The sequence below is a fragment of the Bradyrhizobium sp. USDA 4504 genome, from assembly GCF_054063995.1.
The window spans coordinates 4278465-4292104 of record NZ_JBSSGV010000001.1; the positions used below are offsets into that span (position 1 = coordinate 4278465).

Annotated in this window: 11 protein-coding genes; 4 read left to right on the top strand and 7 right to left on the bottom strand. The window is 64.2% G+C overall.

Annotation, left to right across the window (positions count from 1 at the left end; translation table 11 throughout):
• Nucleotides 1-8 precede the first annotated feature (8 nt).
• The 6 genes from ACVMB1_RS20065 to ACVMB1_RS20090 all read right to left on the bottom strand — a co-directional run bounded on the left by ACVMB1_RS20065 (nucleotide 9) and on the right by ACVMB1_RS20090 (nucleotide 7253).
• Nucleotides 9-884 (bottom strand): S-methyl-5'-thioadenosine phosphorylase, encoded by an 876-nt coding sequence (locus ACVMB1_RS20065; RefSeq protein ID WP_456849102.1) that lies wholly within the window; start codon nucleotides 882-884, stop codon nucleotides 9-11.
• A gap of 259 nt (nucleotides 885-1143) precedes the next feature.
• Nucleotides 1144-2121, bottom strand: a complete 978-nt coding sequence (locus ACVMB1_RS20070) for a Bug family tripartite tricarboxylate transporter substrate binding protein (RefSeq protein ID WP_370144256.1) — start codon at nucleotides 2119-2121, stop codon at nucleotides 1144-1146.
• Between the two features lie 431 nt (nucleotides 2122-2552).
• On the bottom strand, nucleotides 2553-3350 hold the full coding sequence (locus ACVMB1_RS20075; RefSeq protein ID WP_168858734.1) for an enoyl-CoA hydratase/isomerase family protein: 798 nt from the start codon (nucleotides 3348-3350) through the stop codon (nucleotides 2553-2555).
• Nucleotides 3351-3398: 48 nt separating this feature from the next.
• Nucleotides 3399-4592 (bottom strand): pyridoxal-phosphate-dependent aminotransferase family protein, encoded by a 1194-nt coding sequence (locus ACVMB1_RS20080; protein ID WP_456849104.1) that lies wholly within the window; start codon nucleotides 4590-4592, stop codon nucleotides 3399-3401.
• Between the two features lie 128 nt (nucleotides 4593-4720).
• The gene (locus ACVMB1_RS20085; RefSeq protein ID WP_456849107.1) at nucleotides 4721-6004 is read right to left on the bottom strand and encodes an MFS transporter; all 1284 of its coding nucleotides are present in this window, start codon (nucleotides 6002-6004) and stop codon (nucleotides 4721-4723) included.
• A gap of 46 nt (nucleotides 6005-6050) precedes the next feature.
• On the bottom strand, nucleotides 6051-7253 hold the full coding sequence (locus ACVMB1_RS20090; protein WP_456849109.1) for a pyridoxal-phosphate-dependent aminotransferase family protein: 1203 nt from the start codon (nucleotides 7251-7253) through the stop codon (nucleotides 6051-6053).
• 132 nt (nucleotides 7254-7385) lie between these two features.
• Between ACVMB1_RS20090 and ACVMB1_RS20095 the strand changes: the two genes are divergently transcribed.
• From ACVMB1_RS20095 to ACVMB1_RS20110, 4 genes are all read left to right on the top strand, one after another.
• The gene (locus ACVMB1_RS20095; protein ID WP_456834882.1) at nucleotides 7386-8138 is read left to right on the top strand and encodes a GntR family transcriptional regulator; all 753 of its coding nucleotides are present in this window, start codon (nucleotides 7386-7388) and stop codon (nucleotides 8136-8138) included.
• A 133-nt stretch (nucleotides 8139-8271) separates the two neighbouring features.
• Nucleotides 8272-11250: an FAD-binding and (Fe-S)-binding domain-containing protein gene (locus ACVMB1_RS20100; protein ID WP_456849111.1), complete on the top strand. Its 2979-nt coding sequence runs from the start codon at nucleotides 8272-8274 to the stop codon at nucleotides 11248-11250.
• Nucleotides 11243-11671 (top strand): GlcG/HbpS family heme-binding protein, encoded by a 429-nt coding sequence (locus ACVMB1_RS20105; protein WP_076833912.1) that lies wholly within the window; start codon nucleotides 11243-11245, stop codon nucleotides 11669-11671. Before ACVMB1_RS20100 ends, ACVMB1_RS20105 begins: the two co-directional genes overlap by 8 nt.
• Nucleotides 11672-11904: 233 nt before the next feature.
• Nucleotides 11905-12798 (top strand): 3'-5' exonuclease, encoded by an 894-nt coding sequence (locus tag ACVMB1_RS20110; protein ID WP_092088151.1) that lies wholly within the window; start codon nucleotides 11905-11907, stop codon nucleotides 12796-12798.
• Between the two features lie 69 nt (nucleotides 12799-12867).
• Here the strand turns inward: ACVMB1_RS20110 and ACVMB1_RS20115 are convergent, their stop codons facing one another.
• Nucleotides 12868-13611, bottom strand: coding sequence for an invasion associated locus B family protein (locus tag ACVMB1_RS20115; protein WP_456849113.1), 744 nt, complete (start codon nucleotides 13609-13611; stop codon nucleotides 12868-12870).
• Between the last annotated feature and the right edge of the window lie 29 nt (nucleotides 13612-13640).

Below are 13640 nucleotides of genomic sequence, written 5' to 3' on the forward strand. Positions count from 1 at the left end.
GGACTTCTTCACGACCGTAGCACCCGTCCGGCGACGACATCGAGCTTGGCCAGCAGTTGCGGATCGCGGGCCGCGGGCGCCGTGATCAGCGCGGTATCAAGCGCCCGATCCGAACCGACCGGACACGGCTCGTGCTCGCGCGGGAAATCCCGCGCCAGCCGCGCGACCAGCGCCTTTGCCTTCTCGGCGTTCGAATTCAGCACACGGATGATATCCTGCACCGTCACGGCATCATGCGCCGGATGCCAGCAATCGAAATCGGTGACCATCGCCACGCTGGCGTAGCAGATCTCGGCCTCGCGGGCGAGCTTGGCTTCCGGCATGTTGGTCATGCCGATCACCGAATAGCCCTGCGCCTTGTAGGTCAGGCTTTCGGCGAGCGAGGAGAACTGCGGCCCCTCCATGCAGAGGTAGGTGCCGCCGCGGGCGAACACGATGTCTTCGGCCTCGGCAGCGGCGGCGAGATGCCTCGCCAACAACGGGGACACCGGATGCGCCATCGAGACATGCGCGACGCAGCCCTTGCCGAAGAACGAGCTCTCGCGCTTGTGGGTGCGATCGACGAACTGGTCGACCAATACAAACGTGCCCGGCGGCAGCTCTTCCTTGAACGAGCCGCATGCGGACAGCGCGACGAGGTCGGTGACCCCCGCCCGCTTCAGCACATCGATATTGGCGCGATAGTTGATGTCGGACGGCGACAGCGCGTGTCCATGGCCGTGGCGCGGCAGGAACACGATCGGCAGTCCCGCCATCTCGCCGCGTCGGAGCGGCGCGGACGGTTCGCCCCAGGGGCTTGTGATCGCCTCCTCGCGGACATTTTCCAGGCCCGGCAGATCGTAGATGCCGGATCCACCGATGATCCCCAACACGGCTTTGGTCATGATCGCTCCTCACGGTCCCGCAACGGCGCCGGAGGGGTGACCCAGCCCGATCGGGCTCGCCGGACGTTCGGCCATACTGCGGCGCAGTAATCACTGCGCCGCAGCCGCTTGCAAGGCAATTCCAAGTTAAGAGGAAAGCCGCCGGCCCAGTCATTCCGGGGCACCCGAAGGGTGAACCCGGAATCTCGAGATTCCCCGATGCGCAATTGCGCATCTGAGGTTCGCTGCTTCGCATCGCCCCGGAAGGACGGCGGATCCGCTACTTCGCGACGAACCCTGCCGCGTTCATCAGCGAGGCATTCTGCTTGTCGTCATCCTCGAGGAACTCGACCATGTCCTTGCCGGTGAGGAAGATCGGCTTCAGCGCCTGCTTCTCCATGTAGTCCTTGTATTCAGCCGTCTGCGTCACCTTCTGAAACAGGTCGACATAGAACGCCTGCTGCTCCTGCGTGACCTTGCCCGGCAGGAACATCGCGCGCAGCATCAGATACTGCACGTCGAGTCCCTCCTCCTTGCAGGTCGGGATGTCGTTCCAGGATTGCGTGTCGGTGACCTTGGTCTTGTAGGAGATGCGCTCCTTGTCGAACACGCAGAGCGCGCGAACCTGTCCGGCGCGCCAGACTTCGAGGTTCTCGCTGGGATTGTTGACGTTGGACTCGGTGTGGCCGCCGACCAGCTGGGTCGCGGCCTCGCCGCCGGACTTGTACGGCAGATACGAGAATTTCGCGCCGGTCTTCTGCTCCATGAAGACGGTCAGCACGTGATCTTCGCGCTTGGAGCCCGTGCCGCCCATCTTGAACGGCGCGCTCGCCGCTTTCGCGGCAGCGATGAACTCCTTCACGGTCTTCGGACCGGAGGCGTTATCCCACAACACGAACTGGTCGAGCGCGATCACCGACACCGGGGTGAGGTCGCGCCAGTTGAACGGAATCTTGGCCGACAGCGGCAGCATGTAGATCAGCGAATAGGCGATCAGCACCTTGTTGGGATCACCTTCGCTGGACTTCATGTACATCAGCGCTTCCGCACCCGACGCGCCGCCCTTCAGCGACACCACCATCGGCTGCTTCATCAGATTGTTCTTCTGGATCGCCGCCTGCATCATGCGCGCCATCTGGTCTGACGCGCCGCCGGCACCGGCCGCGACCACGATTTCGACCGGCTTGCTCGGCTCCCAGCCGGCAAAGGCCGGCGTGCTCAGCAAGAGGGCCGCGATTGCAGCCGTGGTTTTTACAATCTGTCCCACGTGTTTCTTCCCTATCCATTTGTTCGGCTTGGCAAAACCTGCGAGGTGGCGGGCTCGCGTCATTGTGCCGAGAATGAAGGTGAGTTCAAGCCGCGAACTGCCGCATGGCCTATGACTTTGGAATGAGGTGCGTGCGTCGTTTCGCATAACCGCTTTGCAACAGTCCGTCATCCTGAGAGGGCGGAACGCGCGTCTCGAAGGATCGACGGCCACCAGCCGGGCCGTGCATCCTTCGAGGCTCGCTCCGCTCGCACCTCAGGATGACGGGGTGAGTTTTGATTCAACTTTCAAACAGCTTGTTCGCTGTCGTCCCTGCGAAAGCAGGGACCCATACTCCGCGGCGGAAGTTGTGAACGAGAACCGTCGCTCCAGCATCGCTCAACAATGGATAACTGTGGTAGCGACGGCACCTGAAGCCGCTGTCACTTGCCCTTGAAGTTGGGCGCGCGCTTGTTGAGGAAGGCGTCCATGCCCTCGCGGAAATCCTCGCTCATATAGGCGCGCAGGATCAGGTCCTCGCCCTCCTCGCGCGACAGCGTGCGGCGGATGCGGCGCACCGCTTCCTTGGTCACTTCGAGCGTGATCGGCGCATGGCCCGCGACGAGCTTCGCCGTCTCGGTGGCGCGGCGCTGCAACGTCTCCACATCGGGGACGACTTCATTCAACAGCCCGAGCGCCAGCGCTTCCGGCGCCTCGACGAGGCGCGCCTTGAAGATCAGATCCTTGGTCCGCGCCGGACCGATCAGCGACACCAGCCGCGAGATGTTGGACATCGAGAGGCAGTTGCCGAGCGTGCGCGCGATCGGGAAGCCGATCCGCGTCGCCTCAGTGCCGATCCGGATATCGCAGCAGGCGGCGATGCCGGCGCCACCGCCGGTGCAGGCGCCGGCGATCGCCGCGATCACAGGCACACGGCACTGCTCGAGCGTTCCCAACACACGATCGATCCGCGCCTCATAGTCGAGCGCATCCTGCGCCGTCTTGAACGCGCGGAACTGCGAGATGTCGGTGCCCGAGGCGAACGCCTTGTCGCCCGTGCCGGTCATGATCAGCGCCTTGATGGAGTGATCCTGATTGATGTTCTCACAGATCGCGGCCATCTGCTCGTACATCGCAAAGGTCAGCGCATTGCGCGCCTGCGGCCGGTTGAACGTGATGCGCGCGATCCCGTCCTCGACGGAGTAGATCAGGTCTTCGGTCGAAGTGACGGGCGCGTTCATGTCTCGCTCTTTCTGTTGTTTGCGATTCGGTTTCAGGCGACAGCCTTTTTAAGCGACAGCCTTCGACTGCGCGGCGTCGTGGCCCTTCAGGACCTCCATCGCCGCCAGCACGCCGCCGCCGCGATGCGGCACCTTGGCCAGATCAAGCCCCATCTCGACGCCGGACAGCGTGCCCATCAGCATCAAATCGTTGAAGTGGCCGATATGGCCGATCCGGAACACCTTGCCCTTGACCTTGTTGAGGCCGGTGCCGAGCGACATGTCAAAATTCTCCAGCACGACCTTGCGGAAGTGGTCGGCGTCGTGGCCGTCAGGCACCCGCACCGCGGTCAGCGCCGGCGAGTGTGCGCCCTGCTCCTGGCACTGTGTCTCGAGGCCCCAGACCTTGATCGCCGCGCGCGTCGCCTCGCTGTGGCGCTTGTGGCGGGCGAAGACGTTCTCGAGGCCCTCTTCCTCCAGCATATTCACGGCCTCGCGCAGGCCGAACAGGAGGTTGGTGGCGGGCGTATAGGGCCAGGTGCCGGCCTTGTTGATGTTGATGACTTCCTGCCAATCCCAATAGGAGCGCATGCCCGGATTGGCCTTGGCCACGGCGAGCGCCTTCTCCGACACGGCGTTGAAGCCGAGGCCGGGCGGCAGCATCAGGCCCTTCTGGGAGCCGGCGATGGAGACATCGATGCCCCAGGCATCATGCTCATATTCCAGCGAGCCGAGGCCGGAGATGGTGTCGACCATCAAGAGTGCCGGATGCTTCAGCGTGTCGAGGATCTTGCGGACGTCGCGCGGATAGGTAACGCAGGCGGTCGAGGTCTCGTTATGGACCACGCAGACCGCCTTGATCTTGTGCGCCTTGTCGGCGGACAGCCTGGCCTCGATCTGCTCGAGGTCGGCGCCGTGGCGCCAGTCGCCCGAGATGAAATCGACGTCGAGCTTGAACTTGTCGGCAATGCCATGCCACAGCACCGCGAACTGGCCGGTCTCGCACATCAGGACCTTGTCGCCGGGCTGCAGCGTGTTGACGATCGCAGCCTCCCAGGCGCCGGTCCCCGACGACGGGTAGATGATCACGGGCTGCTTGGTGCGGAACACTCGCTGCATCGCAGAAAGCACGGCGAAACCGATCTCGGCAAACTCGGAACCGCGATGGTCCATGGTCGGCATATCCATGGCCCGCAGCACCCGGTCCGGCACGTTGGTCGGTCCCGGAATCTGCAGAAAATGCCTTCCAGTATGCACGGTCATGAGCGTCTTTCCCGGTCTCGTCTTGGTCGTGGTGAGCCGCTCGCATATCACTATTCGCCGGGTTTGTCCTAGGCCCGGCGGGGGTCCGTCATGCATATCTGACGGCGCTCCGCCGGGCCGGCAGCGCCTCATTCGGCGGCCACCACCTTGCCCGGCACCACCGATTCGTTCGTCTCCTCGAACGGCCGCTCGGGATGCATCAGAAACGCCGAGAAGCCGCCGACCAGCAGCAGGCCCATCGACATCAGGAACGGCAGGTACCAGTTTCCAGTGGCGTCGATGACGAAGCCGGCGACCAGCGGCGAGACGATGGCCGCGAAAGCCGAGCCGGTGTTCATGATCCCGGCGGCGGTGCCGGAATATTTCGCCGCGATGTCCATCGGGATCGACCACATCGGCCCGATCACGAGTTCGGCGCAGAAGAAGCCGGCCGACAGGCAGAGCGCCACCACCGTGATGTCGTGGACGAACAGGATCGGCATCAGCGACAGCAGCGCGCCGGCGAAGCCCACGACCGTCACGCTGAGTCGCGCCAGCCGTACATTGCCGGTGCCCTCGAGAATGCGATCGGAGATGACGCCGCCGATGCTGTCCCCGACGACGCCGGCAAAGAACACACCGGATGCGAACAGCGCCGAGTTCTTCAGATCAAGGCTGTAGTTGTTTTTGAAGAACAGCGGCAGCCAGTTGAGATAGAGCCACAGGCACCAGCCGTAGCAGAAATAGGTCAGCGTCACCGGCCACATCCGCTGCAGCAGCGGTCCCCACGGCACCTTCGGCCGCTCGCCTTTCGGCCGCGGCGGCAAGGTCGCAAGCTCGGCCGCGGTGATCGAGCCATGGTCCCGCGGCTCGTTGCGGAAGTACCAGACCCACGCAACGCCCCAGATCAGACTGACAAAGCCAAGCACGACGAACGCGCCGCGCCAGGTCAGCCAGAGGATCAGCAGCGCGACCACCGGCGGAGTGATGGCATTGCCGAGCCGCGCGAATGAATGCGTCAGGCCTTGCGCGAAACCGCGGCGGTTCGCCGGCGTCCAGTACTGCATCGCGCGCGTCGCGGTCGGAAACGTCGCGCCTTCGCCGAACCCCAGCGCGAAACGCGCGACGAACAGCGCGGCAAGGCCATGGACAAAGCCGGTCATGATGGTCGCCGCGGCCCAGATCATGCCGCACCAGAACAAGGTCTGTCGCGGCCCGAAGCGATCGCCGACCCAGCCGCCGATCACCTGGAACAGCAGGTATGGATAGGCAAAGGCCGAGAACACCAGGCCGAGTTCGGTGTTGGACAGGCCGAGCTCCTTCTGGATCTCGCCGGCCGCGGTGCCGATGTTCACCCGGTCCACATAGGTGATGAAATACATCACGCAGAGCATGGCCAACACGACATGGGTGGCCTTGAACCGAAGCGTCATATCCCCTCCCCCGCGTTTTTTTTTGAGTTTGTTGAGGCGCTGGCTGCTAGGTGCCGACGACTTTCAGATGCGGCGGTGTATTGCGCTGGTCGCGCTGTTCGAGAAGCTTCATCGCCGCCTCGACGCCGCCCGAGCGGTGCGGCACACCGGCGACCGACAATCCCATCTCGACTCCGGTCAGCGCGCCAAGCAGCGTCAGCTCGTTGCACTCGCCGAGATGACCGATGCGGAACACCTTGCCTGCGACCTTCGACAGGCCGGCACCGAGCGACATGTTGAAATTGTCGAGCACGACCTTGCGGAACTGATCGGCATCATGTCCGGGCGGCATCATCACCGCGGTCAGCACCGGCGAGAATTCCGAGGGCTCCTGGCACAGCACCTCGAGCCCCCACTGATTGACGGCGGCGCGCGTGGCGGCGGCCAGCCGCAGATGGCGGGCGAACACGTTGTCGAGCCCCTCCTCCAGCAACATCGCGATCGCCTCGCGCAGCCCGTAGAGCAGATTCGTCGCCGGCGTATAGGGGAAGAAGCCCTTGGCGTTCGGCTTCAGCATTTCCTCCCAGTCGAAATAAGAGCGCGGCATCTTATTGGTGCGCGACGCGGCGCGCGCCTTCTCCGAGATGGCGTTGAAGCCAAGGCCGGGCGGCAGCATGAAGCCCTTCTGCGAGCAGCTGACGCTGACGTCGACCTTCCACTCGTCGTGCCGGTAATCGACCGAGCCGAGTGAGGAAATGGTGTCGACCATCAGGAGCGCCGGATGCGCGGTGCGGTCGATGGCAGTACGGATGTCCGCGATCCGGCTGGTCGCACCGGTCGAGGTCTCGTTGTGGACGACCATCACCGCCTTGATGCTGTGCGCGGTGTCGGCGGCAAGCCTTGCTTCGATCTGGGCGGGGTCCGCGCCGCGGCGCCAGTCGCCGGGTATGAAATCCACCTCGATGCCGAACCGGCCGGCCATCTGCCGCCACAGTGTGGCGAAGTGGCCGGTCTCGACCATCAGGACCGTGTCGCCCGGCGACAGGGTGTTGACGATCGCGGCCTCCCAGGCGCCGGTCCCGGACGACGGGAAGATCACCACCGGACCCCTGGTCTGAAACACCTTCTGGCTGCCCTCGAGGACGGCACGGCCGAGCGCGGCGAATTCGGCGCTGCGGTGGTCGATGACCGGCATATCCATCGCGCGAAGAATGCGATCCGGGACTGGGCTCGGCCCTGGAATCTGCAGAAAATGACGCCCTTGATGCATGAGAACCTCCCAATCGCCGGATTTCGGCTCCTCAGCGAGCTATTTTGCATTCATTTTTTGTCTTTTCAATCCAATTTTGGTATTCGATCGAGAGCATCGACGCGACCGCGCCGGCAAATTATTGTTCAGAATATGAAATCCGCGATTCCCGAAGCCGGGGTTCCAATCACCCCGCCCGCCGCCGGCAATGGCAGCGACCGCCAGGAGGCCTCGCTTCACGGCGAAATCCTGCTGCGGCTCCGCGACTATGTGGTGGAGGGCAACATTCCCGAGGGCGCCCGCGTTCCCGAGCGGCAGCTCTGCGAGATGCTGGGGATCTCAAGGACGCCGCTGCGCGAGGCGCTCAAGGTGCTGGCCGCCGAGGGCCTGATCGAGCTCTTGCCCAACCGCGGCGCGCGGGTGCGCCGGCTCAGCCGGCGCGACCTCGAGGAACTGTTCGACGTCATGGCCGGGCTCGAGAGCCTCGCCGGACGGCTGGCATGCGAGATCATCACCGACGAGGAAATCGCCGCGATCGAGCGCCTGCATTACGAGATGTACGGCCATTATCTGCACCGCAACATGCACGGCTATTTCCAGACCAACCAGCAAATCCACGAGAGCATCGTTGCGGCCGCGCGCAACGAGACGCTGAAGGCCACCTACGCCAACTTCGCCGGCCGGATCCGCCGCGTGCGCTATTCCGCCAATTTCGCCCGCAAGCGGCAGCGCTGGGCCGAGGCGATGCGCGAACACGAGGCGATCCTCGATGCGCTGCGCCGGCGCGCGGCAAGCGAGCTCAGCGACATCCTGTTCCAGCACCTGCGCAACAAGCGCGCAGCCGCCATCGATCACCTCGCGGAGGGGCCGGACAGCGGCCTGGAGACGACACTCCAGAACGACTAAAGGGGTCGGCACAAGGACGGCTGGAGGGTAGCTATCCTTGCCATTATGAATTCATAATGTAATTCTCACGTCGAGAGAATGCATAATCCATGAGCAAACCCTTTGTTGCGTCATGGATCACATCGGATCTGGGATGAAGAACGCCTCCTCGCTCGAACAGCGCCTGCGGTCCGAACTGACCGGCGACGTGTTTTTCGACGCCTTCAACCGCGGCCGCTACGCGACCGACGCCTCGTTCTACCAGATCGTGCCGGCCGGCGTGGTGGTGCCGCGAACCGTCGACGAGGCGCTGCGGACGCTCGCGATCGTCCGCGACGCCGGGCGGATCGTCACCCCGCGCGGCGGCGGCACCTCGCAATGCGGCCAGACCGTCAATGACGGCATCGTGGTCGACCTGTCCAAGCACCTGAACCGGGTCCTCTCGCTCGACGTCGAGAATCGGACCTGCGTGGTCGAGCCCGGCATCGTGCTCGACGATCTCAACCGGCAACTCAGGAAGCACGGGCTGTGGTTTCCGGTCGACGTCTCGACCGCGTCGCGCGCCACGATCGGCGGCATGGCCGGCAACAATTCCTGCGGCGGTCGCTCGCTGCGCTACGGCACGATGCGCGACAACACGCTGTCGATGGATGCCGCGCTCGCCGACGGCACGCTGCTGCATTTCGGCGAGGTGCCGCGCGACCTGACGCGGATCAACGGCTCCGACAGCGGATTGAAGCTATTTCGCGACATGCTCGATCTCGGCGAGCGCGAGGCGCTCGAAATCGCCGACAAATTCCCCAAGGTGCAGCGCCGCGTCGGTGGCTATAACCTCGACGCGCTGGTGCCACGCAACGCGCCGAACAATCTGGCGCATCTGTTGGTTGGCTCGGAAGGCACCCTCGCCTTCACCACGCAGGTCGAGCTGAAGCTGTGGCCGGTGATCCGCAACAAGGCACTCGGCGTCTGCCATTTCGGCAGCTTCTACGAGGCGATGGACGCCGCCCAGCATCTGGTCAAGCTGCTGCCCATTGCCGTGGAGCTGGTCGACCGCACCATGATCGCTCTCGGCCGCGAGATCGCGATGTTCCAGCCGATCATCTCGGCGGCCGTGCGCGGCGATCCGGACGCCATCCTGGTGGTCGAGTTCGCCGAAGAGGACCAAGCCGACAATCTCGCCCGCCTCAGGCAGCTCGGCGAGCTGATGGCCGACCTCGGCTTCGGCTGGGACAAGCCGCAGCGCAAATGGGGCGGCGTGGTCGAGATCGTCGAGCCCGCGCTGCAGACCGGCATCGCCGATTTCCGCGCCGCCGGCCTCAACGTCATGATGTCGATGAAGCAGGAGGGCAAGCCGGTCTCGTTCGTCGAGGACTGCGCGGTGCCGCTGCCGCATCTCGCCGATTACACCGAGCGGCTCAATGCCGTGTTCGCCAGGCACGGCACCCGCGGCACGATGTATGCGCATGCCTCCGAAGGCTGCCTGCATGTGCGCCCGGTGCTCAATCTCAAGCTCGAGGAGGACGTCAAGGCGATGCGCGCCATTGCCGAGGAAGCCTTCGCGATGGTGCGCGAATACAAGGGCTCGCATTCCGGCGAGCACGGCGACGGCCTGGTGCGCTCGGAATTCCACGAAGCGATGTTCGGGCAGCGCATCGTGGCCGATTTCCGCGAGGTCAAGCAGCGCTTCGATCCGACCAACACGCTCAACCCGGGCAAGATCGTCGATCCGCCTGCCATGGACGACCGTTCGCTGTTTCGTTTTTCGCCGGATTATCGCGTCGGCGAATTGAAGACGGTGCTGGACTGGTCGGCCTATCCCGGCGCCGGCGGCGGCTTCCAGGGTGCCGTCGAGATGTGCAACAACAACGGCGCCTGCCGGAAGCTCGAAGGCGGCGTGATGTGCCCGTCGTATCGTGCCACGCGCAATGAGAAGGACGTCACCCGCGGCCGCGCCAATACGTTGCGGCTCGCGATCTCAGGCCAGCTGGGTGCGGACGCGCTCGCCTCCGACGAGATGATGGAGACGCTAAAACTCTGCGTTTCCTGCAAGGCGTGCCGCCATGAATGCCCGACCGGCGTCGACATGGCCAAGATGAAGATCGAGGTGCTGGCGGCGCGCGCGGCGACCCATGGTCTAACGCTGCGCGACCGGCTGGTCGGCTATCTGCCGCGCTACGTCGATCTCGCCTCGCGCTTTGCGCCGATCGCGAACTGGCGCAACCGCAGCCCACTGTTGCGCAGCCTGTTCGAGAGGCTCGCCGGGATCAGCGCCAAGCGCGCGCTGCCGGCGTTTCGCCGCGACACCTTCCGGCCGGACGCCGAGGTGCTGGGTCCAGCCGACGGCCGCGAAGTGGTGCTGTTCGCCGATACGTTCAACCGCGGCTATGAGCGGGAAAATCTCGACGCCGCGATCGAAGTGCTTGTCGCCGGCGGCTATCGCGTGCATCTGCCGAGGCCATCGGACGGCGGGCGGCCGCCGTGCTGCGGGCGAACGTTCCTGTCGGCCGGACTGGTTGAGCAGGCTCGCGCCGAGCTTGACCGGCTGGTTGCGACCTATGTCCCGTTCGCGGCCCGCGGCGTGCCGATCATTGGTCTCGAGCCAAGCTGCCTGCTGACCCTGCGCGACGAGCTGCTGTCGCTGCGTTCGGATGAGGCCGCCAAGACCGTCAGCGCGCACGCGCTGCTGTTCGAGGAATTTCTGGTGCGCGAGGCCGAGGCCGGGCGGCTCGCTTTGCCGCTCGGCGCGGTCGCAGGCAAGGCCGTGGTGCACGGTCATTGCCACCAAAAATCCTTCGGCGCGTTCAAGCCGGTGGAGAAGGTGCTGCGCCTGGTACCGGGCCTCGACGTCAAGACCATCGAGTCGAGCTGCTGCGGCATGGCCGGCGCGTTCGGCTACGGCGCAGACACCTATCAGGCCTCGATCGAGATGGCCGAGCTGTCGCTACTGCCAACGGTTCGCAGCGCCGATCCGGACACCCTGATCGTGGCCGACGGCACCTCATGTCGGCACCAGATCAAGGACGGCAGCGGGCGCACGCCGCTGCATGTCGCCAGCGTATTGGCGATGAGCCTGAAACGTGCGAAATCGCAATCCGATCAATCATTGCCGACAAAGGAAAAGGCCCATGGCTGAGCTCACTCTCGAAACTGCCCGCAAGATTCTGGATGCCGCGCTGGCCAAGGGGGTCGAGAAGAAGTTCAAGCCGCTGGTCGTCACCATCCTCGACGCGCGCGGCGCGGTGAAGGTGACGGCGGCACAGGACGGCACCAGCCTGATGCGAGCCGAGATCGCCCATGGCAAGGCCTATGGCGCGCTGGCGCTCGGGATGGGATCGCGGGCGCTGTTTCAGCGCGCCCAGGAGCAGGCCTATTTCATCGATTCCGTGAACACGTTGGCGCAGGGCCGGCTGGTGCCGGTCCCCGGCGGCGTGCTGATCATGGACGGTTCTTCCCTGCTCGGCGCCGTCGGCGTCAGCGGCGACACCTCGGACAATGACGAGATCTGCGCCGTTGCTGGCATCGAAGCTGCCGGCCTGAAGGCCAACATCGGATGACAACAACTGTTTGGTCTTCGCCGCTCTCGCCGCTTGGTTCAAACAAGTACAGCTTCAATTACAGGACGATGACCGACCGGATCGTCAATCCGGTTCCACGGGAGAAGTCCTCCTGGTGCCGGGAACTCTCCGCGCACCGATGACCTATCCACAGGGGCTGCGATGCCGGGCTCGATCCGATCGGATAGACTTGCGAGCTATCAAACAAGCTCAATCTTCTCACACGGCCCAATATGACCGTTCAACCGACTCTTGCCGAGATCGCCGGCATGCTGGAGCAGTCACCCGATTACCGGGTGCTGCGGCGGCTGGTTCCCCGCTCCGAATTTGCTCCAAGCGACGGGCAATCGACCAAGATCGCAATCCTGCTCGATGTCGAAACCACCGGACTAGATACGGCCAAAGACGAGATCATCGAGCTCGGGATGGTCAAGTTCACCTATCTTTCCGACGGAAGGATCGGCCGGGTCATCGATACTTTCAGTTGCTTCAATCAGCCGTCGATCGCAATTCCCATCGAGATCACGGCGCTGACCGGTATCACCGACGAGATGGTCAAGGACCACGGCCTCGATGAGGAGCGCATCAACGCCTTCGTCTCCGATGCGGTCGTGGTCATCGCCCACAATGCCGGCTTCGACCGCAAGTTCATGGAGCGCTATGCACCCCTGTTCACGCACAAGGCCTGGGCCTGCTCGGTGAGCGAGGTCGAATGGCGCGGCCTTGGCTTCGAGGGATCGCGCCTGTCCTATCTCCTGATGAAAGCCGGGCTGTTTCACGAGGCGCACCGTGCGGTCGACGATTGCCTGGCGCTGCTCGAAATCCTCGCCATGACCCTGCCCCAGCTCGATCGCACCGTGCTCTCCGTGCTGCTCGAGCGAGCCCGCCGCAAGACGATCCGGATCTGGGCTGAGCAGTCGCCGTTCGAGCTCAAGGACGAGCTCAAGCGCCGCGGCTATCGCTGGAGCGACGGCGCCGATGGCCGGCCGCGGTCCTGGTACATTGACGTCGATGAGCCCAATCAGACAGCCGAGATCGAATATCTGCAGAGCACGATCTATCAAAGGGAAGTTGAGGTGCGGATCCAGACACTCACCGCATTCGACCGCTTTTCGGCGAGGGCATAGGGCGCTTTCGAGCTCAAAGAAAACGCTCCAGCCCGAACGTTGACCATGTGGGAGTTATCAGGCGAAGCGCTATCGGATGCCCTTCCAGGGGCCGCCGTCGCCTTGGGTGGCAGCAACGGCTTCGGTCGATGTCCGGCGCGCAACGGGCTTCGCTGCTGGAGGGCGTGCCGGGGTGGCAGGAGCCACCGACTGCGAAAGATCCGTCAGTGCCAACATAAGGCCCCGCAAGCTCGCCATTATCGTGATGGGTTTGCCAACTCGCTCGAACACGATCGTGGCGCGGTCCTCACGCCCCAGCAACGAGATCAAAGCAGCGTCCGCAGGAAACGTTGCGGCACATAGCGCCTGGTCGCAGATCAGCGGCTTGACGACGCGCGTGAAGCCGCCAAAGGAGACCGTGACACCGACCTCCACACTGCTGTCGCGTGGCAGCATGATCAGCGCCATCGATCGTCCATCCTTGGTGAGCGCGATACGCCAGTTCAATCGCGCGGCATCACCGTGCGAGATCGTTTCCAGATAGCAGATGCGCCGCGCGTTGCGGACCTCATCGCAAACCTGGATCCAATCGAGGAAAGGCCTGATCGTGCGGGTGTAGTCGCCCGCCGCGGCCGATTTTCCTGGCGCGAAGACGCTCGCCCACTCGAATCCAAGCGAAGTTGCCTTTGTCGGCTCGGATACAATGCTGGCAGGGGCCGCTCCAGTCAGGCTCGAAGGCCGGGGTGCAGGGTCGGACGCGATCGCCGCCGACAAGCCGGCCAAGGCCAATGGCAAGAGCCAAGCAGCAACACGAGGCAAGCGTGATCTGGGCATGGCTTGTTTCCGGATTGATGGCGGCGGAT